18 protein-coding genes are annotated in these 21,148 nt (G+C 68.6%); 10 read left to right on the forward strand and 8 right to left on the reverse strand.

Translation table 11 applies throughout. The annotated features are described in order from the left end of the window. Positions 1-22: 22 nt before the first annotated feature. Positions 23-1,441 (reverse strand): aspartate ammonia-lyase, encoded by a 1,419-nt coding sequence (aspA, locus tag TSH20_RS21150; protein WP_109156276.1) that lies wholly within the window; start codon positions 1,439-1,441, stop codon positions 23-25. 204 nt (positions 1,442-1,645) lie between these two features. Then, positions 1,646-2,335, reverse strand: a complete 690-nt coding sequence (locus tag TSH20_RS21155; protein ID WP_109156277.1) for an MOSC domain-containing protein — start codon at positions 2,333-2,335, stop codon at positions 1,646-1,648. Between the two features lie 86 nt (positions 2,336-2,421). Between TSH20_RS21155 and otnI the strand changes: the two genes are divergently transcribed. Then, positions 2,422-3,213, forward strand: coding sequence for a 2-oxo-tetronate isomerase (otnI, locus tag TSH20_RS21160; RefSeq protein WP_109156278.1), 792 nt, complete (start codon positions 2,422-2,424; stop codon positions 3,211-3,213). Here otnI and TSH20_RS21165 read toward each other — a convergent pair. Then, positions 3,210-3,650, reverse strand: coding sequence for a GNAT family N-acetyltransferase (locus TSH20_RS21165; RefSeq protein ID WP_109156279.1), 441 nt, complete (start codon positions 3,648-3,650; stop codon positions 3,210-3,212). The two genes, otnI and TSH20_RS21165, sit on opposite strands and share 4 nt — an antisense overlap. A gap of 94 nt (positions 3,651-3,744) precedes the next feature. After that, positions 3,745-4,761 carry an NADP-dependent oxidoreductase gene (locus TSH20_RS21170; RefSeq protein WP_199231955.1) on the reverse strand — a complete coding sequence of 339 codons (1,017 nt, stop codon included), beginning with the start codon at positions 4,759-4,761 and terminating at the stop codon, positions 3,745-3,747. A gap of 92 nt (positions 4,762-4,853) precedes the next feature. On the opposite strand from TSH20_RS21170, the gene TSH20_RS21175 reads away from it, so the two are divergent. Then, positions 4,854-5,789: a LysR family transcriptional regulator gene (locus TSH20_RS21175; RefSeq protein ID WP_109156281.1), complete on the forward strand. Its 936-nt coding sequence runs from the start codon at positions 4,854-4,856 to the stop codon at positions 5,787-5,789. 9 nt (positions 5,790-5,798) lie between these two features. On the opposite strand, the gene TSH20_RS21180 is transcribed toward TSH20_RS21175, so the two are convergent. After that, the gene (locus TSH20_RS21180) at positions 5,799-7,169 is read right to left on the reverse strand and encodes an FAD-containing oxidoreductase (RefSeq protein WP_109156282.1); all 1,371 of its coding nucleotides are present in this window, start codon (positions 7,167-7,169) and stop codon (positions 5,799-5,801) included. A gap of 194 nt (positions 7,170-7,363) precedes the next feature. Between TSH20_RS21180 and TSH20_RS21185 the strand changes: the two genes are divergently transcribed. The 6 genes from TSH20_RS21185 to TSH20_RS21210 all read left to right on the forward strand — a co-directional run bounded on the left by TSH20_RS21185 (position 7,364) and on the right by TSH20_RS21210 (position 16,276). Then, positions 7,364-9,028, forward strand: a complete 1,665-nt coding sequence (locus tag TSH20_RS21185; RefSeq protein ID WP_109156283.1) for an ATP-binding protein — start codon at positions 7,364-7,366, stop codon at positions 9,026-9,028. A gap of 5 nt (positions 9,029-9,033) precedes the next feature. Continuing rightward, the gene (locus TSH20_RS21190; protein WP_109156284.1) at positions 9,034-9,675 is read left to right on the forward strand and encodes a response regulator; all 642 of its coding nucleotides are present in this window, start codon (positions 9,034-9,036) and stop codon (positions 9,673-9,675) included. Between the two features lie 136 nt (positions 9,676-9,811). Next, entirely contained in the window at positions 9,812-10,198 is a 387-nt protein-coding gene (locus TSH20_RS21195; RefSeq protein ID WP_247871298.1) for a response regulator, read from the forward strand. A gap of 217 nt (positions 10,199-10,415) precedes the next feature. After that, on the forward strand, positions 10,416-13,034 hold the full coding sequence (locus TSH20_RS21200; RefSeq protein ID WP_109156285.1) for an ATP-binding protein: 2,619 nt from the start codon (positions 10,416-10,418) through the stop codon (positions 13,032-13,034). Between the two features lie 116 nt (positions 13,035-13,150). Further along, complete coding sequence (locus tag TSH20_RS21205; protein ID WP_247871299.1) at positions 13,151-14,644, forward strand: ATPase domain-containing protein; 1,494 nt, start codon at positions 13,151-13,153, stop codon at positions 14,642-14,644. A gap of 9 nt (positions 14,645-14,653) precedes the next feature. Then, the gene (locus TSH20_RS21210; protein WP_109156287.1) at positions 14,654-16,276 is read left to right on the forward strand and encodes an ATP-binding protein; all 1,623 of its coding nucleotides are present in this window, start codon (positions 14,654-14,656) and stop codon (positions 16,274-16,276) included. A 16-nt stretch (positions 16,277-16,292) separates the two neighbouring features. Here the strand turns inward: TSH20_RS21210 and TSH20_RS21215 are convergent, their stop codons facing one another. After that, positions 16,293-17,066, reverse strand: coding sequence for a M48 family metallopeptidase (locus TSH20_RS21215; protein ID WP_109156288.1), 774 nt, complete (start codon positions 17,064-17,066; stop codon positions 16,293-16,295). Positions 17,067-17,150: 84 nt separating this feature from the next. Continuing rightward, positions 17,151-18,059, reverse strand: a complete 909-nt coding sequence (locus TSH20_RS21220; protein WP_109156289.1) for a LysR substrate-binding domain-containing protein — start codon at positions 18,057-18,059, stop codon at positions 17,151-17,153. Positions 18,060-18,152: 93 nt separating this feature from the next. Here TSH20_RS21220 and TSH20_RS21225 point away from each other — a divergent pair, with 93 nt between their 5' ends. Beyond that, on the forward strand, positions 18,153-19,022 hold the full coding sequence (locus TSH20_RS21225) for an aldo/keto reductase family oxidoreductase (RefSeq protein WP_109156290.1): 870 nt from the start codon (positions 18,153-18,155) through the stop codon (positions 19,020-19,022). 118 nt (positions 19,023-19,140) lie between these two features. Next, positions 19,141-20,661 carry an AMP-binding protein gene (locus TSH20_RS21230; protein WP_109156291.1) on the forward strand — a complete coding sequence of 507 codons (1,521 nt, stop codon included), beginning with the start codon at positions 19,141-19,143 and terminating at the stop codon, positions 20,659-20,661. A 16-nt stretch (positions 20,662-20,677) separates the two neighbouring features. Here the strand turns inward: TSH20_RS21230 and TSH20_RS21235 are convergent, their stop codons facing one another. Then, complete coding sequence (locus tag TSH20_RS21235) at positions 20,678-21,103, reverse strand: PAS domain S-box protein (protein WP_109156292.1); 426 nt, start codon at positions 21,101-21,103, stop codon at positions 20,678-20,680. Positions 21,104-21,148 lie beyond the last annotated feature (45 nt).

Below are 21,148 nucleotides of genomic sequence, written 5' to 3' on the forward strand. Positions count from 1 at the left end.
CGGGACCGGGTGGCGGATCGGGTCAGCCGGCGGTCGCCAGCAGCCGCGGCCGGGTCAGCACGTCCGGACGCAGCACTTCGGCAAGCGCGGCGGCGGTCATCAGGCCGCGCGCCTCCACCAGTTCGGCGACACCCTTGCCGGTGCGGTGGGCCTCGGCGGCCACCTCGGTGGCGTTGGCGTAGCCGATGTAGGGGTTGAGCGCGGTGACGATGCCGATGGAGTTGCGCACGGCGGCTTCCAGATGGTCGCGGTTGGCGGTGATGCCGTCGACGCAACGGTCGGCCAGCACCAGGCAGCCCTGGCGCAGGTGGGTGATGCTCTTGAACAGGCTGTGGGCGATGATCGGCTCGAAGGCGTTCAGCTGCAGCTGTCCGGCCTCGGCGGCGAAGGTGACGGTCATGTCGTTGCCGATCACCTCGAAGGCGATCTGGTTGACCACCTCGGGGATCACCGGGTTGACCTTGCCCGGCATGATCGAGGAGCCGGCCTGCCGCGCCGGCAGGTTGATCTCGCCGAAGCCGGCGCGCGGGCCGCTGGACAGCAGGCGCAGGTCGTTGCAGGTCTTGGACAGCTTCACCGCCACCCGCTTCAGCACGCCCGACAGCTGGACGAAGCTGCCGCAATCCTGCGTCGCCTCGACCAGATTGGGTGCGGTGACGACGGGAACGCCGCTGATCTCGGCCAGACGGCGGCAGACCAGGGCGGCATAGTCGGGATGGGCGTTGATGCCGGTGCCGATGGCGGTGGCGCCCAGATTGATCTCACGGATCAGCAGGGCGGCTTCCTTCAGCCGCTCCTCGTCCTCGGCCAGCATGACGGCGTAGGTGGAGAATTCCTGGCCCAGCGTCATCGGCACGGCGTCCTGCAGCTGGGTACGACCCATTTTCAGGATGTCGCGGAACTCGTCGGCCTTGCGCTGGAAGGCGGCACGCAGATGGCCCATCGCCTCCACCAGCCGGAAGATGCCGGTGTAGGTCGCCAGCTTCAGCGCCGTCGGATAGACGTCGTTGGTCGACTGGCTCATGTTGACGTGTTCGTTGGGGCGGAGATGGACGTAGTCGCCGCGGCGGTGGCCCAGCAGTTCCAGCGCCCGGTTGGCGATCACCTCGTTGGCGTTCATGTTGGTCGAGGTGCCGGCGCCGCCCTGGATCACGTCGACGACGAACTGGTCGTGCAGCCTGCCGGCGCGGATTTCGCGGCAGGCGGCGGCGATGGCGTCGGCCCGCTCGCCGTTCAGCAGCCCAAGTTCATGGTTGGCGCGGGATGCTGCCATCTTGATCTCGGCCAGCGCGCGGACCAGATCGGGATAGTGGGAAATCGGCGTGCCGGTGATCGGGAAATTCTCGACAGCGCGCAGGGTGTGGACACCGTAATAGGCGTCGGCCGGGACCTCGCGGTCGCCCAGCAGGTCATGTTCGGTGCGCGTTGTGGCTGCAGACATCGGACGTTTCGCTCCCTTGGTTGAGACCGCCCCGTCTTCGCGGGGCGTAACCGGTAAGGAGCAACCGCCATGCCAGCGCAGGCGGGCAGGACGTCGCGGCCTAAGCCTTTGATCTTTTTGCGTATGATTGCTGGTGAGAGCCGCGGTCGTTCGGATTTCCGAATGCGCCCGCCAACGGGCGTCCGGAAATCCGAACGCGCCCGATCACTCGCCCAGGCGGTTTGTCCAATCCTCCACCCGGCCGCTCTCGACCCGGCGCTGAGCCAGGGTGCGCCAGCCGGGCGCCAGCGGCTCCAACTCCGCGATGCCGGCCAGCGTGGGAAGGTCGCCAGTGTCGTGGTAGAAGGCGCGCAGGATGCGGGCCAGCGGCCAGTCGGGCAGGGGGCGCTCGATCAGCGAGATCTCGTCGCCGACGGCGGCGATGCCCGGCTCCAGCACGCGATAATACCAGCCGGTCCGGCCGGTGGATTGCACCCGCCGCGCCATGTCCTTCACGCCGAAGCGATGGTTCAGCTTCCAGCAGGGCTGGCGCCCCTGGCTGACCTGCAGGATCGCGGTGCCGATGCGGAAGACGTCGCCGACGCAGACCGTCTCCTCCGTCAGGCCCCGGGTGGACAGGTTCTCGCCGAAGGCGCCGACGCTATCAAGCAGCGGGACGGGGGCGGGCAGGTCGGCGCGCCAAGCCGCGTAATGGTCGAAGGGGTAATGGTGGACCGCCTTGTCCGGCCCGCCATGGTTGCGGCGGTCGGCCTGCTCGTCGCCCTCCAGACCGGCCGGACCGATGGCGACCGCGGCGTCGGTCGGATGCTTGCCGATGGCGCTGAGCGTGTCCGGCCGGCCGAACGGCACCGCCTTGCCGGTCAGAATGGCGGACAGGGTCGTGGTCTTCGTCATTGGCCGATCTCTTTGGTCTTATCGTTTCGCCTGCCCTCCCTTATCAGTTTCATGCCGTCCGTGCCACGAGGGAGCCCCGCCGCGCCATGCCCGCCTTTGCCGCCAACCTGACGATGATGTTCACGGAGTGGCCGTTCCTGGACCGCTTCGACGCCGCCGCCGATGCCGGTTTCCGGGCGGTCGAGTATCTGTTCCCCTACGACCATGCGCCGGACGAGGTGGCCCGGCGGCTGGAGCGCAACGGGTTGACCCAGGCGCTGTTCAACATGCCGCCCGGCGACTGGGCCGCCGGAGACCGCGGGCTGGCCGCCCTGCCGGAGCGGTTCGAGGAGTTCCGCGCCGGCGTCGCCAAGGCGCTGGACTATGCGACGGCGACGGGCTGCCGCCGGCTGCACATGATGGCCGGGCTGGCCGATCCCGCCGATCCGGCGGCGGCCGGATCGTACCGGCGCGCCATGGACTACGCGGGCGAGGCGCTGTCGGCGCGCGGGATCGGGCTGCTGCTGGAGCCGATCAACGGCCGCGACATGCCGGGATATTTCCTGAATGATTTCGGTCTTGCCGAGCGGATGATCGCCGACTCCGGCCTGCCCAATGTCGGGCTGCAGTTCGACATTTACCACCGTCAGATCCTGCATGGCGACGTGACCATGGCGCTGCGCCGGCTGATGCCGCTGACCGGCCATGTCCAGATCGCCTCGGTCCCGTCGCGCAACGAACCGGACGGCGAGGAGCTGAACTGGCCCTTCCTGTTCGGGGAACTGGACCGGCTGGGCTATGGCGGCTTCGTCGGCTGCGAGTACCGGCCGAGGGCCGCCACGCTGGAGGGGCTGGGCTGGTTCGCCCCGTACCGCGCGGCGGCGGGGCAGTCGCGCTAGTCCAGCTTGTGGACGAAGTGGTGGCAGCCGATCCGGTAGCGCTTGCCCATATAGACACGGTGGGCGTCGCTGCGCTCCGGACCGACGCCGGAATCGAGGTGCAGCGCCTTGCAGTCCAGCCGTTCGGCCTCGGCCTTCGCCCAGTCAAGGATGAGGGAAGCATAGCCCCGGCCGCGATGCTCCGGCAGGGTCGCCATGTCGACGATGTAGAAGGACTTGCCCAGCCAGAGGGAATATTGCAGGCGGAATCCCATGACGCAGGCGGCCGGCCCACCCGCTTCGGGGATGATGCCGGCGAGGCGATAGCCGTTCGGCCGCAGCACTGTGTCGATGATGCGGGTCATCTCGGCCGCATCGTATTTCGGCCAAAGCACCTGCAGGGCCGGCACCGCCGACGCCGTATTACCTTCGGTAATCTCGCTGATCTCCGGCTGCACGATTCATCCTCTTGGTTCCGGTGCCGTCGGCAGGATGGTCCGGATGGGGAGGAGGTTGCAAGGCCGGCTTGGGCGTGGCTGCCGTGCTGCGCGGTCAGTCGACGGTGAGAACGATCTTGCCCTGGACATGGCCGTCGGCGGCGCGCTCGTGCGCCTTCCGTGCGTCGGCCAGCGGGAAGACGCTGTCGATGACCACGCGGATGGTGCCGTCGTCAAGGAGCTTTCCGATTTCCGTCAGTTGGGCGCCGTTCGACCGGACCTGGGTGGCCGACACGGTGACGCCCAGCTCCGCCGCTTCCGTACCGGCGTCGAAGCCCAGCGGGAAGATCGGGAACAGGGCGCCGCCACGCTTCAGAGTCGGCAGGAAACGGCGGGTGGCCGCGCCACCGACCGCGTCGATGACGAGATCAGCCCCGCGCACCACGTCCTCGGGCCTGGTCCTGGTGTAGTCGATGACCTCGTCGGCACCGAGATCGCGCAACAACGCCTTGTGCCGGCCGGAGGCCACGGCGATGGCGCGCGCACCCTTCCATTTCGCGATCTGCAGAGCCAGATGCCCGACACCGCCGCCGGCACCGTTCACCAGCACGGTCCTGCCGGCAAGCGGTACCGGCCGATGCTGGTTCGGCTGCAGCGGATTCGGTTCATCATGGCCGAGATCGACCAGGAACTGCCATGCGGTGAGCAGCGACATCGGCGCCGCGGCGGCATGCACATGGTCGATGCCCGGCGGTTTGATCCCGAGTTCCGATGCCGGAACCGTGACATACTCGGCATAAGCCCGGCTGTCACCGGCGAGGCCGACGGGAAAGCGGACCATCGCATAGACCTCGTCGCCAACGGCGACTGTCCCAACATCGTCGCCCACGGCTTCGACCATGCCGGAAATGTCGGTTCCGGGGATGATGGGGAAGGACACCCGGGGTCGCCATTCGGGCGGAAGCATCCGGTAGCCGTCGCGCAGATACCAGTCGGGAGGATTGAGCCCGACCGCGTGGACGCGGACGAGGACCTCGCCCGCTTTCGGCCGGGGTTTCGGCGCGTCTTCATAGACCAGGACCTCCGGACCGCCGAAGGCGTGCAGCCGCACCGCTTTCATCATTTCGCTCATCACAGTCTCCTTGGGAGAGGATCGGACCTGGACGAGCATATGATCGGCGGTTGGGGATTGATAATCGGCCTGATTATCTGTTCAATTATGCCATGAAGGAACAAATGGGCCTGGAACGGCTGACCGGGCTGATCGCATTCGCGCGTGCCGGATCGCTGGGCAGCTTCACCGCCGCCGCGCGGTCGCTGTCGATCTCGCCCTCCGCCGTCAGCAAGAGCGTGCAGCGGCTGGAGCAGCGGCTGGGGGTCTCGCTGTTCACCCGCACCACGCGCTCGCTGACGCTGACGCCGGAGGGGCGTGAGTTGCATGAACGCGCGGTGAGGCTGCTGCGCGATGCGGAGGAGATCGAGCAGGCGGCGATGGCGGCGCGATCGGAGCCGTCCGGCACCCTGCGGGTCGCGGCCCCGCTGCCGATCGGCGTCCATGTGATCGCGCCGGCATTGCCGGCCTTCCGCAAGCTCCACCCCAGGGTGACGGTCGATCTGCGCCTGAACGACCGGATGGTCGACATTGTCGAGGAGCGGATCGACATCGCCGTACGCATCGGCGAGTTGGCGGATTCCGGACTGCTGTCGCGCCGGCTGGCGCCGCACCGGCTCTGCTGCTTCGCCTCGCCGGACTATCTGGCGGCGCGCGGCATGCCGATGCACCCCGACGAACTGGACGGACATGACACCGTCCTTCTGCGCTATCAGAGCACGGGGCAGGCGCTGCGCTGGCCCTTCCTCATCGGCGGCCGGCTGGTGGAGGTCGTGCCGCCGGCCGGCATCGTCGTCGACGCAAGCGATGCGCTGGTCGCCGCGCTGGCGGCCGGCGGCGGCATCGGCATGGCCGCTACCTTCATCGCCGGCCCGCTTGTGGCGCGCGGCGAATTGGTCCCGGTCCTGCCGGACTTCGCGGTCGAACGGAACAACATCACGGCGCTCTGGCCGGAAAGCCGCCATACCAACCCGGCGGTGCGCGCCTTCCTGGCCCTGTTGCACGAGGTGTTTCAAGAGCGGATGACGGCCGCCGGCTTTCCGGCCTGATCCTACCCGTCACTCCAGCGGCTTCAGTTCGCCCAGCAGGGTCGGCAGCAGTTCGGCGACGGTGGGGTGGATGTGGACGGCGCGCTGCAGCGTGGGGTAGGGCGCCTTGGCGTACATCATGTCGAGCACGCCGTGGATCGCCTCGTCGCCGCCGGGGCCGAGAATGGCGGCGCCGAGAATCTCCCGGCTGTCGGCATCGACGACGATCCGCATGAAGCCGTCGGCCTCGCCCTTTTCCACCGCGCGGCCGACGCGGGTCATCGGCCGCTGGCCGAACAGCGCCCGCCGGCCGGAGCGGCGGACCGCCTCGTCGGTCATGCCGACGCGGGCGAGCGGCGGGTCGGTGTAGAGCGCATAGGCCTGGATGCGGTCGTCGACGCTGCGCGGATCGTCGTCCAGCAAATTGGCGGCGACGATCTCGAAATCATTGTAGGCGGTGTGGGTGAAGGCGCCGCGCCCGTTGCAGTCGCCCATCGCCCAAATGCCCGGCACGTTGGTGCGCAACCGGTTGTCCACCGTGACATAGCCGCGGGAATCCGTCGCCACCCCGGCGCGGTCGAGGCCGAGGTCGCCGGTGTTGGGCGTCCGCCCGACCGCCAGCAGCACATGGCTTCCCACCACCAACGGGGTGCCGGAGGCGCAGTTCACCCCGACCTCGATGCCGTCGGCATGGGGAGCGAAGCGGATGCAGTCGGCCGACAGGCGGACGGTCACCCCCTCCTTCTCCAGCAGCTCCCGGATGGCATATGAGACGTCGGGGTCCTCGCGGCCGATCAGCCGTTCCCCTTTCTCCACCACCGTCACCTCGGCGCCGAACCGGCGGTACATCTGGGCGAATTCCAGGCCGACGTAGCTGCCGCCGACCACCACCAGATGCCGCGGCACATGGTCGAGGTCGAGGATGGTGCCGCTGGTGAGAATATTCACGTCGCGGACGCCCGGCATGTCCGGCACCGCGGCGCGGGCGCCGACATTGAGGAAGATGCGCTCCGCCGTCAGCAGTTCGTCGCCGACGCGCACGCTGTTGGCCGATTCGAAGCGGGCATGGCCCTGCAGCACGCGGCAGTTCGGCATGCCGCGCAGCCAGCGTTCGACATTCTGGCGCGAGCGGCCGGAGACGGCGTCCTTGCGCGCCTTGACCCGCGCCATGTCGATGCGCACCGGGCCGTCCAGCATCACGCCGTATTCGGCGGCGCGCTGGGCCATCCGCGCCACGCGGGCGCTGGCGATCAGCGTCTTGGTCGGGGTGCAGCCGGTGTTGACGCAGGTGCCGCCGAACAGCTTGCGTTCGATGACGGCCACGCTCATGCCGGCGGCGGTGAGGCGTTCGGCGAGCGGCGGTCCGGCCTGGCCGGCTCCGATGATGATGGCGTCGACCATGGCGGGCTCCTGCGGCCTGATGCGTTTGTTGGGGGAAGGCGTGGCGAAAGGATGGTAGCGCCGGTTCCGCGGCCTTCTCAACCAACCCAAGGTATGACTGGCGACAGCACGTCCAGATCGTTCAAGAAGCGGGAGGCATCAGCAGGCAAGCTGCGGGGATGGGAACGGCACATCCCGAGGTTGGAGACGGGCGCATGGGTGCGGATTGGGCGGGCGCGGAGTGGAGCGGTTCGCAGGCGGCGGGCCGGGCGGCCGAGCGGCGGCTGGGCGTGCTGGCGATTCCGCTGGCGCTGACCGTGTTCGTGATCGACACCTTCACCGACATCGAAAGCGCCATCGCGGTCCTGTATGTGCTGGTGCTTCTCCTGGCGGCCACCGCGCTGTCCCGGCGCGGCGTCTTGCGGGTGGCGGCGGGCTGCGCACTGCTGGCGGTGCTGTCCTTTTTCCTGTCGCACTGGCACGACATGGACCTGTCGTCGGTCCTGCGCTGCGGCGTTTCGCTGGCGGCCATCCTCATCACCGGTGCGCTGCTGGTGCGGGACCATGACTCGCGGGCATTGCTGGTCCGGGCCAACAACGCGCTGGCGCGCAGCGAACGGCGCTATCGCGGCATGTTCGAGCAGGCGCGCATTTCGCTGTGGGAACAGGATTTCACCGCCGTGACGGCGGCGCTCGACGCGCTGCGGGCGGACGGGGTGACGGACATCGCCGCCCATGCGCAGGCCAATCCCGGCTGGGCGCGGGAGATGGGCGCGTCGGTCGTCACCACCAACGTCAACGACGCCACCCTGGAACTGCTGGGCGCCGCCGGCCGGACGGAGGTGCTGGGGCCGCTCGAACGGTTCCTTCCCGCCGAGGATCCGGCGCTGCCGCAGATACTTCTGGCGCTTTGGGACCGGCGCGACCGCTTCGAGGGGAGGGCGCAGCTGATCGCCGCCGACGGGCGCACCCTGACTGTGCTGCTGGGCATCAGCTTTCCGGACGACGGCGTCGGCTTCGACCGGGTCGTGGTCGGCGTCGTCGACATCACCCAGCGCGAACGCACGCAGGAGGCGCTATTGGCTGCCCAGGCGGAACTCGCCCGCGCGGCGCGCGCCGCCACGCTGGGTGCCCTGTCCGCCTCCATCGCCCATGAGCTGAACCAGCCGCTGGGCGCCATCGTGCTGAACGCGCAGGCCTGCCTGCGCTGGCTGCGCCGTGACCCGCCGGACATCGAAACCGCCGCCAAGGCGGCGGACCGCATCGTCCGCGACGGCAAGCGCGCCGCGGACATCGTGCAGCGGACACGCGGCATGCTGGTCAAGGACACCCGCTGCGACGAGACCATCGACCTGCGCCAACTGGTGGAGGAGGTGGCGCTGCTGCTGGAGCGCGAGCTGTCGGCCGCCGCGACGGTGCTGGTCACCGGCTTCGCGTCCGATGTGCCGCCGGTGCGGGGCAGCCGGGTCGGCCTGCAGCAGGTGCTGATCAACCTCGTCACCAACGGCCTGCACGCCATGGCGGAGGCGGGGAGCCCGCGCCGCGAACTGACCATCACCGTCGAGCGTGCGGGGGACGGCAACGAGGTGAGTGTGGCGGTCCGCGACCGCGGCCGGGGCATCGACGAGGCCAGCCGCGCCCGCCTGTTCGATCCCTTCTTCACCACCCGGCCGGACGGCATGGGCATGGGGCTGTCGATCTGCCGGTCCACCGTCGAATCCTGCGGCGGCACGCTGACCGCGCACAACCATGCGGAAGGTGGGGCGGTGTTCGAGTTCACCATACCCGCGGCCTTGCCCCAGCCCCCGGCATCTTCCGGGCCGCTGCCCGCGTTTTCCGGATCGCCGGCCGTTCCGCCGGCGCCGGCACGAGAGGACTGACCACCATGCCACAAAGCCCCGCTCCATCCCCTTTGAAGGACGACCCGCTGGTTCTCATCGTGGATGACGATGCCGGCATGCGGGAGGCGGTGGTCGATTTGCTGCGGTCGGTCGGCATCGAAAGCCTCGCCTTCGGCAGCACGGCCGAACTGCTGGCGGCGGCGGTTCCCGACCGGCCGGGCTGCCTGATCCTGGACGTGCGGCTTCCCGGCCTGGGCGGGCTGGAGTTCCAGACGAGGCTGGACAGCCTGGGCATCGCGCTGCCCATCGTCTTCATGACCGGTTTCGCCGACGTGCCGATGTCGGTTCGGGCGATGAAGGCGGGGGCGATGGATTTCCTCATCAAGCCCTTCCGCGATCAGGACATGCTAGACGCGGTGGAGGCCGCGATCGCCCGCGACCGGTCCAGGCGGCGCGATCGGGCCGCCGCGATGACGGTGGAATCGCTGGCCGCGACCCTGACCCCGCGGGAGCGCGAGGTGATGGCCGAGGTGGTCAAGGGCCGGCTGAACAAGCAGATCGCCGGCGATCTCGGCATCAGCGAGGTGACCGTGAAGCTGCACCGCGGCAAGGTGATGCGGAAGATGCAGGTGCGCTCGGTCGCCGACCTCGTCCGCAAGGCGGAGGTGCTGGACCCGGAGGAGTAGACCCCCGAGGAATGGACCCCTTAGGAATAGACCCCCTAGGAATAGACCTAGGTGTGGTATCTCCCCGCGGTCCCGTCCGGCTAGGATGCGCGTGGCGCCGGGGAACGGCGCCTCCATCCGGTCGAGGCATCACGAATTGTCCAACGCACCCCTGATAGCGGTGGTCGATGACGACGAGGCGATCCGCGAGGCGCTGGACGACCTGCTGCGGTCCGTCGGCTTCCGCTGCCGGTCCTTCGTCTCCGCCGAGGATTTCCTGGCGCAATTCCTGACCAGCGCCGACCGCGGCGATATCGACTGCATCATCCTGGACGTGCGCATGCCCGGCCTGTCCGGGCTGGAGATGCAGGAGCGGCTGAACGCCGACGGCGGCGGACATCCGCCGATCCTGTTCATGACCTCCTATGCCGACGAGGCCACACGGGCGCGGGCGATCGGCGGCGGCGCCCGCGACGTGCTGGGCAAGCCGGTGGACGCCCATATCCTGATCGCCTCGCTGAACAGCGCCATCGCGGCGGGGTGACGGCCGGGGGCGGCCTGCGCGTGTGCGGGGCAACCCGTTCGCTCCCTCTTCTGATCTGTTGTGCTTCTTCGATTTCCCAACGAACCTGCCGGGCCGCAAATGGCGATCGCGTGGCAGCGTTCGGCAATCCCCGTCGGTTAAGGATTGAGCGGGGCCGGACGGGAGACGGAGCAATGACGGTCGCAACCCACAGCACCAAGGCCGGACTCGGGGCGCCATGAGCTTCCTGACCCGCCTGCTGCTGCTCGTGTTCCTGGCCCTGGTGCCGGTCTGCGCCCTGGAGGTGTGGAACCAGATCGACCTGCGCCGCCAGCGTTCGGAGGAAATCCACGAGCATGCGCGGCAGCTTCTCAGCCTGCTCGGCGGCGAGCAGCAGCGCCTCGTCGAAGGCGTGCGCCAGATGCTGGAACTGCTGGCCGAGACGTCGGCCGCGCAGACTCTCGATGCGCCGGCCTGCCAGGCGCTGCTGACGCGCACGGGCGCGCGGATCGCGGATTATCTGTCGATCAACCTCGCCGGCACGGACGGGGTCATCCTCTGCTCCACCAACGCGGCCCTGGCCGGACGGACCATCGCCGACCGGATGCATGTGCGCGCAGCCCTGGAAAGCGGCGGCTTCACCGTCGGCGAGTTCATCCGGCAGCGTCACAACGGCAAGCCCGCCATGCCGTTCGGCCTGCCGATCCGCCGCAACAGCGCCGACGGTCCGCCGATCGGCGTGGTCACGGCGCTGATCGATCTCGGCTGGCTCGAACGCTATCTTTCCGAACACCCGCTTCCCGACAACGCGTCGCTGCTGGTGGCCGACAGCAACGGCACCGTGCTGGCCCACGTGCCGGCAAGCTCCGGACTTGTCGGCAGCACGCTTCCGCAACGGTTCCGCCCCCTGCTGGACGCCGACGCCGTGGGAACCGCCCGGCTGATGGGGATCGACGGCATCGAGCGGGTTTTCGCCTATGTTCCGCTGTCGGCCGGGGTACGGCATATCTTCGTGGCCATCGGCATCGACCATGATGCGGCGATGCGCGGCATCGACGACGCGCTGTGGCGGTCGCTGATCTGGATCGCCGCCACGCTGATGCTGGGCCTGCTGGCGGCGTACCTGATCGCCAAACGCCATATCCATCTGCCGGTGACGGCGTTGATCGCCGCGACCGAACGCTGGCGTTCCGGTGACCGCTCCGCCCGCGTCGGCGCGGTGGACGGCCCGGAAATGAGCCGGCTCGGGCTGTCGTTCGATGCGCTTGCCGAAGACCTCGACCGGCAGATGCAAGCCAACGAGGCGGCGTCCGCCGCGCTGCGCGCCAGCGAGGAACGGCTCCGCGCCCTGGTCGAGAACGCGCCGCACATGATGTGGGTGAACCATCCGGACGGCACGCTGGAATTCGTCAACGCCGCCTTCCGCGCCTACACTGGCCGCATGACGACCGAGGCCAACCGGATGGAAGACCTCCATCCGGACGATGTCGGGCATGTCCAGGCGATCCGCGCCCGCGCCATCGCCGTCGGCGCGCCGCACGAATACGAACTGCGCCTGCGCCGGGCCGACGGAGCCTACCGGTGGCATCTGAGCCGCACCCACCCGATCCACCAGGGCGGACGGATCGTCGCCTGGTATGGCGGCGCGGTCGATATCCACGACATCCACCGCGCCCGTGACGCGGCGGAGGAAGCCGGCCGCAGCAAGAGCCGCTTTCTCGCCGCCGCCAGCCACGATCTGCGCCAGCCGATGCAGTCGATCCTGCTGTTCGCCGAGGTGCTGCGCCCACATCTGACCGACGGCCCCGGCCTGGACGCGCTCGGCCGTCTCCAGCACGGCCTGGAAATTCTCAAAGGGCTGCTGGACGGGCTGCTCGACATCTCCCGCCTCGATGCCGGCATCGTGGCGCCGCAGTTGGAGGAGTTCCGGGCGTCGGATCTGCTGAGGAGCCTGGACGACGCCTATGCGCCGCTCGCCCAGGAAAAGGGGCTGGACTGGCGGGTGGTGCCCTGCCAAACGACGATCCGCAGCGACCGTGTCCTGCTCGGCCGCATGCTGCGCAATCTGGTGGAAAACGCCATCCGCTACACCGACCGGGGCGGGGTCACGGTCGAATGCACCCTGCAGGCCGATCATCTGCTGATCGGGGTTCGCGACAGCGGATGCGGCATCCCGGCCGACCAGATCCACCGCATCTTCGAAGAGCTGTATCAGATCGAGAATCCCGAGCGGGACCGCAACCAGGGGCTGGGACTGGGGCTGGCGATCGTCCGTCGCCTGTCGGATCTGCTGGATCATCCCGTCACCGTGCATTCGCAATCCGGGCAGGGGTCGCTGTTCAGCATCGCCGTGCCGCTCGCCACCGAAGACCGCGCCGCGGAGCCCCAGCCCGCCGAGGCGGCGCCGGCACCGCCGGAGCGGGGGGAGACGCGGCTGGCGGTGGTCGTGGATGACGATCCCATCGTCCTGGCCGGGATGGAGAGCATCCTTCACGCCTGGAAATTCGACGTGATCGCCGCCGATTCCACCGACCACGCGGTGGAGAGCCTGGAACGGGACGGGCGGCGGCCGGACATCCTCATCGTCGACTATCGCCTGCGGGACAAGCGCATCGGCACGGAGGCCATCCTGCGCATCCGTGCGATGCACGATCCGGCCATTCCCGGCCTGATCGTCACCGGGGAGATCGGCACCGAACCGCAGAACGATGCGCTCAGATACGGCTTCCACCTGCTGCACAAGCCGGTCACCCCGCGCACGCTGGCCGCCGCGCTCAGCCGGCATCTTGCGGGGAGCGATGGCGAAGATCGGACAGCGGTCGCCGACGGCGCCGGTCGACCGTCAGCGGACCTCTGAGTTATCGGTGGGGGCAATGACACTCCCAGCCAATTTTTCGGGCCGCACATTAGCACCGACGGAACATTTCGCCTGCGCCGTGTTTGTCTGCAGACATGGAAGTGAAGGAGCCATTGGTGCCCAAGCCGATCCCGATTGGAAAAGTGCAGACCGGAATTCCGGAATTCGACCTGATTTTGCGTGGAGGACTGCCGCGCGGCCGAATACATCTGCTGGAAGGCGCACCGGGCACTGGGAAGACGACCATCGCCTTGCAACTTCTGGCGCAGACGCGCGATGACGGCAGAAAAGGGCTTTATATCACGCTGTCGGAAAGTGCGCCGGAGCTGGAGGCGACCGCCGCCAGCCACGGCTGGTCGCTGGACGGCATCGCGCTGTTCGACATCGTGCCGATCGAAGCGCGGCTGGATCGCCAGCAGAGCGTGCTCTACCCGTCGGAGGTGGAACTGGGCGAGACCGTGCGCCTGATCATCGACCGCATCGAGGAGGAAAACCCCGAAGTGGTGGTGATCGACACCGTTTCGGAACTGCGGCTGCTCACCCAGGATCAGTTGAGCTACCGGCGGCAGGTCCTGGCGCTCAAACAGTTCCTGCAGAACCGCCGCTGCACCACGCTGATCCTCGACGACCTGACCCATCAGGAAAGCACGACGGAGCTGCACAGTCTGGTGCACAGCGTGATCGTGCTGGAACAGAGCGAACGCTCCTACGGCGCGGCACGCCGCCGCCTGCGCATCGCCAAGATGCGCGGAGCCGAGTACCAGAGCGGCTGGCACGATTTCGCCATCACCGAACGCAATGTCCTGGTCTTCCCCAGCCTGATCGCCGAGGAGCATCGCAGCGACTTCGAGCCGGAGGAGATGGAAAGCGGACTGACGGCCCTGGACGAACTGATGGGCGGCGGCCTGACGCACGGGACCACGACGATACTCGTCGGTCCGTCGGGCGCCGGAAAATCGTCCCTCGCCCTGCAATATGTCGCGGCGGCGGTCAAGCGTGGCGAGCATGCCACCTATTTCTCGTTCGACGAGAACTTTAAGACGTTGGAGCTGCGCAGTTCGGCGTTGGGGATCGACATCGTAGAGGCCGTGCGCCGGAACCGCGTCGGCTGGCACCGCGCCAATCCGTCCCGCCTGTCGCCCGGCCAATTCGTCTGGCAGGTCCGCCGCGAGGTCGAGGATCGCGATGCCCGCATCGTGGTGATCGACAGCCTGAACTCCTACCTCAGCACCATGCCGGAGGAGCAGGCGCTTGTCCTGCAGATGCACGAACTGCTGACCTACCTGAACAACAAGGGCGTGGTCACCATCCTGATCCTGGCGCAGCAGGGCATCATCGGCGACGTGCAGAACCCCGTCGACCTTTCCTTCATGAGCGACACCGTGGTCCTGCTGCGCTTCTTCGAAGCCGGGGGCGAGGTTCGCAAGGCGATTTCGGTGGTCAAGAAGCGCACCGGCGTCCATGAAGTGTCGATCCGCGAATTCCGGCTGTTCCCGGACGGCATGCAGGTCGGCCCGCAACTGATGGAATTCCAAGGCGTGTTGACGGGAGTGCCGCATTATGACGGTCCGGCGGAGCCGCTTCTGCGCGGTCATGCAGAGGGCGGGTGAACGACGCCGATGCGCACGTCCATCCTTGTCCTGGCCCCGGAGGGGCGGGATGCCGAGGTGATCGGCTCGGTCCTCGGCGAGATCGGCCTGGAAACGCAATCCTGCTTGTATATGGCGGCACTGTGCCGAAGCCTCGGTGACGAAACCACGGCGCTGGTGCTCTCCGAAGGGGCACTGGGCGATGTCGGGCCTCTGGCGGCGTGGCTGGAGGGCCAGCCTCCCTGGTCGGACCTGCCCATCGTGATCCTGACCTCGCGCGGCAGCCGGCTGGCCGGCCGCGGCCGTCAAGCCTTCTTCCAGTCGCTCGGCAACGCCACGCTGCTGGACCGGCCGCTGCACCGCGAGGCGCTGCAGAGCGCCGCGCAGGCGGCGCTGCGCAGCCGGACGCGCCAATACCGGACCCGCAGCCATCTGGACCAGATCACCCAGGCCACCAGCCGCCTGGAGGAGCGGGTCGCCGACCGGACGCGGGCCTTGCAGGCCGAGATGGCGGATCGGCGGCGGGCCGAGACGGCCCTGCTGCAGGCCCAGAAGATGGAGGCGCTCGGGCAGCTGACCGGCGGCGTGGCGCATGACTTCAACAACCTGCTCCAGGGCATCGTCAGCTGCCTCGCCGTTCTGGAACCCACGGTGTCCGACGGCACCCCGCGCCAGCTGTTCGAGGCGGCGAACCGTTCGATCGAGCGGGGCGCAAAACTGACGCAGTCGCTGCTGTCCTTCGCGCGGCGCCAGATGCTGATGCCGGAGGCCACCGACCTCGGCGACCTGCTGTCCGGCATGGGCTCACTGCTGGAGCGCACGCTGGGCGGCCAGATCGCCGTCACGATCGAAGTGCCGCCCGGACTTCCGGCGGTGCTGATCGACCGGGCCCAGTTCGAATCCGCCATCCTGAACCTCGTCATCAATGCCCGCGACGCGATGCCGGCGGGTGGTCGGCTGTCGATGACGGCATTCGTCGCCACGGTGGGCCGCGACGGCGGAGGAGATTTGCCGGTGGAACTGGCTCCCGGGACCTATGTGGCGATCCGGGTGGAGGATAGCGGCAGCGGGATCGACCCGACGGTGATGCCGCACGTTTTCGAACCGTTCTTCACCACCAAGCCGGTCGGCGAGGGATCGGGGCTCGGCCTGTCGATGGTCCATGGCATGGCGACGCAGTCCGGCGGCGGCATCCACATCGACAGTACGCCGGGCGCCGGAACCGCGATCACCCTGTACCTGCCCAGCACTTCCACCGGCACCGCCATGCCGGATGCGCCCGCTGCCGAGGTCGAACCCGGCGCCGGGCGCACCATCCTGCTGGTGGAGGATGATGCGATCGTGCGAATGGGGACGATGGCGCTGCTGGAGAATCTCGGTCATCAGGTCATCGAGGCGGACAGCGGCGAGGAGGCCCTGGCGGTTCTCAGCGACGGGGCGGAGATCGACGCCCTGGTCACCGACTTCGCCATGCCCGGCATGAACGGTGCCGCCGTGGTGCGGGGCGCCCGGCAATTGCGCCCCGGAATACCGGCGCTGATCGTCACCGGCTATGCCGACACGCCGGACTTCGGGGAGGCGGTGCGCCTGCTGCGCAAGCCCTTCACCCCCCACCAGATCGCCGACTGCCTCTCGGCCATGCTGCCGGAGTGACAGGCCGGGGAGGCCGTCACGTCGGCGCGTAGAGCTTCAGCGCCTCCGGCATCAGGCGGTTCATCTGGCCGATGCGGTCGTCGATGCCGGGGTGGGTGGACAGGAAAACCGGCGGTTGCGATCCGGCCTGCCGCATGTTGCCCCACAGCGCCACGGCCTCGCGCGGGTCGTAGCCGGCGCGCGCCATCAGCATCAGCCCGTCGCGGTCGGCCTCCAGCTCCTGGTTGCGCGAGTAGGGCAGGATCAGGCCGTATTGCGCACCGGTGCCGAGCGCCGCGGCGATCTGCTGGCTGCCGGGAACGCCGCCGGCGCCCAGTGCCGCCCCGACGATGCCGGCTCCCGCCTCCGACGCCATCTGGGTGCTGACCCGCTCGGCGGCGTGGGCATCCAGATTGTGGGCGATCTCGTGCCCGACCACCGCGGCCAGCTGTGCGTCGTTCCTGGCGTAGCGGAACAGCCCTTCATAGACGCCGATCTTCTGGCCGGGGAGGGCGAAGGCATTGGCCTCCTCACCTTGGAAGACGCGAACCTCCCATTTCGAGGCGTCGAGGCCGGCGGCACGCAGCAGGCGCGCCGACACCTCCTCGGCCCGGCGCTGGTAGGATTGGTTGGTGGTGGCCGGCGTGGAGGAGACCAGGCGTTGCCAGTCCTGTTTGCCCAGATCGGCGAGCTGTTCCTGCGAGACGAGGTTGAGGCCGAGCCCCGTCGCTCCGCTGCCGCAGCCGGCCAGAGCCAGGCATCCGCCCAACATCGCCGCGAGACGCAGCGCACGGGTCCTTTCGTTCGGCATGAGTGATTCGCTCCCTGCAATTGCTTTCCAGCTTAACCCTGGCATGTCCTGACGGTTCCAAGAAAGCTGTCCATACGGGGCGCATCAGCGGTCGCCGTCCCCGGCCCTGATGAAATCGAGGAAGGCCCTGAGCGGAGCCGGCACCAGACGACGCCCGGCATAATAGAGGAAGGGGCCGGAAAAGCTTTGCCACCAGGGTTCGAGAACGGGCTCCAGCGCGCCGCTGTCCAACTGCGGGCGCAGCCATTGCTCGAACAGATGGACCACGCCGACGCCGGACGCCGCCGCGTCGATCGCGAGTTCCATGCCACCTCCCGGACCCACCACCAGCGGACCGGGCGGATCGAGCCGGATCACCTCCCCGTCGCGCTCGAACTCCCACAGCGGAAAGGCGCCGCTGGCAAAGCGCCCGCGCAGGCAGGCATGGACCATCAGGTCGCGCGGATGCTCCGGCCGTCCCTTCGCGCGGAGATAGGAGGGCGAGGCCGCGGTCGCGAAACGCTGGCGGCGGGGGCCGATGGGAACCGCGATCATGTCCTGCTCCAGCCGCTCGTCATAGCGGATGCCGGCGTCGCAGCCGGCCGCCAGCACGTCGACGAAGCTGTCCTCCGCCATCACCTCCACCCGGATTTCGGGATAGGCGGCGAGAAAGCGCGGCAGGATCCCCGGCAGGACCAGCCTTGCCACGCTGACCGGCACATTCAGCCGGAGGGTTCCCGCCACCCGGTCGCGGAAGCCGTTCACCACATCGAGCGCAGCATCGACCTCGCGCAATGCGGGGGCGAGCCGGGCCAGCAGACGCTCCCCCGCCTCCGTCAGCACCACGCTGCGCGTGGTCCGGTTGAGCAGCCTCACGCCCAGTTGCGCCTCCAGCCGCCGCACGGCCTCGCTGAGGGCCGAGGCGCTGGCGTTGCTGGCGCGGGCGGCTTCACGGAAGCCACGGGCGCGGGCCACCGCGACGAAGGCGTTCAGGTCCCCCAGGTCATGCTGCATTGTTCGCTGATCCGCACAGGCTGTCCCGACTGTGCAGACTAATCGAACAGGGTGCTGGCGACTAGATTTGCCGAGACCAAAACGGAGGCCATCATGTCCAATCTCGACGAATCCGGCAGTTTCACCCTCGGCGGCAAGACCGTCAGGCGGCTCGGCTACGGCGCCATGCAGCTTGCCGGTCCCGGCGTGTTCGGCCCGCCGAAGGACCATGACGCGGCGATTGCCGTGCTTCGCCACGCGATAGAAGCTGGCGTGAACCACATCGACACCAGCGACTTCTACGGTCCGCATGTCACCAACCGGCTGATCCGCGAAGCGCTGGCGCCCTATCAGGACGATCTGCTGATCGTGACCAAGATCGGCGCCCGGCGCGGCGACGATGCGTCCTGGCTGCCGGCGGCCTCGCCCGACGAACTGCGGCAGGCCGTGCATGACAATCTGCGCAATCTCGGCCTGGACGTGCTCAACGTCGTCAATCTGCGGCTGTGGGGCGACCATGGCCACGCGCCGGCCGAAGGGTCGATCGAGCGGGAACTGAGCGTGCTGGCCGACCTGCAGCGGCAGGGGCTGGTCCGGCACATCGGCCTCAGCAACGTCACCGCGGTCCAAGTCGAGGAAGGCCGCCGCATCTGCGAGATCGTCTGCGTGCAGAACCACTACAACCTCGTGCACCGGGCGGACGATGCGCTGATCGACGACCTCGCCGGCAAGGGGATCGCCTATGTGCCGTTCTTCCCGCTCGGCGGCTTCTCGCCACTGCAGTCGGACCACCTGTCGGACGTCGCCCGCCGGCTCGGCGCGACGCCGATGCAGGTGGCGCTCGCCTGGTTGCTGAAGCGGGCGCCCAATGTGCTGCTGATTCCGGGCACCTCTTCGGTCGGGCACCTGCGAGAAAATCTGGCGGCGGCGGAGCTGGATTTGCCCGCCGATGCCCTGGAGCTGTTGGATCGCTTGGTCCAATAGCCCCGGCGGCACCGTGGATGTCACATGGGAGCCGGTCGATAAGGGGGGCTGCCCGAACCGGTTTCCATATCCTACAATCGGCTGTTCAAGCGGATCAGCCGTAAAAGGAACAGCCCCGGTGAATCTCTTCTCCCTTCTCGATCAGGCGGCAACCCGGTTCCCCGACCATGGGGCGGTGTTCCGCGGCACCGAGCCGGTCCACAGCTTCGCGGAGTTGCGCTCGCGCGCGCTGCGCATCGCCGCCGAGCTGCGGACCTCGGGGCAGCCGGGGGACCGCATCGCCATCGCGACGGAGAATGTGCCGGAATATGTCGAGCTGTTCTTCGCCATCTGGGCGGCCGGCATGGCGGCGACGCCGGTGAACGCCAAGCTGCATCCGCGCGAGCTGGTGCAGATCCTGGAGGATTCCGCTGCGACCACCGTCTTCGTCTCGCCCAAGCTGGCCCCCGGATTGGAAAAGGCGCTCGACGGATCGCCGGCCGCCTCCTGCCGCCGGATCGTCATCGGCGGGAGCGATTACGCTGCCCTGGCGGCGGGAGAGGAGTGGGCCGGGCCGATCGACCCCGATCCGCAGGCGCTGGGCTGGCTGTTCTACACCAGCGGCACCACCGGCCGGTCGAAGGGGGCGATGCTGTCGCACCGCAACCTGCTGGCCATGACCATCGCCCATCTCGCCGATGTCGAGGCGGTGGACGAGGAGTGCAGCCTGCTGCACGCGGCGCCGATGTCGCACGGCTCCGGCCTCTACATGGCGGCCTATGTCGCCCGCGGCGCCCGGCAGGTGGTTCCGGCCTCGTCGGCCTTCGAACCGGCGGAGTTCCTCGATCTCTGCGACCGCCACCCCGGCTGCGGCGCCTTCCTGGCCCCGACCATGGTGCAGAGGCTGCGGCTGGAGGCCGAGCGCGACGGGCGCCGGCCGGCCAACCTGCGCTCCATCGTCTATGGCGGCGGGCCGATGTATGTGGAGGAGCTGCGCCGGTCGCTGGCGGTCTTCGGCCCGGTCTTCGTCCAGATCTACGGCCAGGGCGAGGCGCCGATGACCATCACGTCCTTGCGCCGCCGCGACCATGCCGCGGACGACGATGCGGTGCTGGGATCGGTCGGCTTCGCCCGCAGCGGTGTCGAGGTGGCGGTGGTGGATGCCGACGGCCGGCAGCTGCCGCCCGGCGAGGTGGGCGAGATCGTCTGCCGCGGCGACGTGGTGATGGCGGGCTATTGGAACAACGCCAAGGCGACGGCCGAGGCGCTGCGCGACGGCTGGCTTTACACCGGCGACATGGGGTCGTTCGACCGGCGCGGCTACCTGACCCTGCGCGACCGGTCGAAGGACGTCATCATCAGCGGCGGCACCAACATCTACCCGCGCGAGGTGGAGGAGGTGCTGCTGCGCCATCCGGATGTCGCCGAGGTCTGCGTCACCGGCCAGCCCGATCCCGAATGGGGCGAGATCGTCGTCGCCTTCATCGTCGCCGAAGCCGGCCGCGACATTTCCCCCGACAGCCTCGACGCCCATTGCAACGCAAACATCGCCCGGTTCAAGCGGCCCAAGCGTTACCTGTTCGTCGAGGCGCTGCCGAAAAACAACTACGGCAAGGTGGTGAAGCGCGAGTTGCGGGCGCGTCTGGCCGGCGGCGCGTAGGGCAGAGGAGGGCCGGTCAGCGGCCGGCCGCCTGACGGCGCAGGGCCTTCAACTCCTCGAAGCGGGCGGAGACGTCGCGCATGACGGCGGCCATTCCCATCATCGCGCCGTCCGCGTCCTTCAGCGGCACGATGGTGAACTCCACCGAGATACGGCTGCCGTCCTTGCGGGTCGCCGGAACCGACAGCAGGTCGCCGCTGCCATAGCGGCTGACCCCCGACTTCATCACCTCGTCATAGCCGTCCCAATGGCGCTGGCGCTGCCGTTCGGGGATGATGATGTCCAGCGACTGGCCCAACGCCTCTTCGGCGGTGAAGCCGAACACCCGCTCGGCACCGGCGTTCCAGAAGCGGATGATGCCCTCGCGGTCGGAATAGGCGATGGCCTCGGCCGGGCTGTTCAGCAGCGCCAGCCCCAGCCGTTGCAGGTCGTCCTCGGTCATGCGTGCTCCCCCCTTCGTCGTTGAAATGTCATCGTTGAATGTCCC

The sequence above is a fragment of the Azospirillum sp. TSH20 genome, from assembly GCF_003115935.1.
Taxonomy (GTDB): Bacteria; Pseudomonadota; Alphaproteobacteria; order Azospirillales; family Azospirillaceae; genus Azospirillum.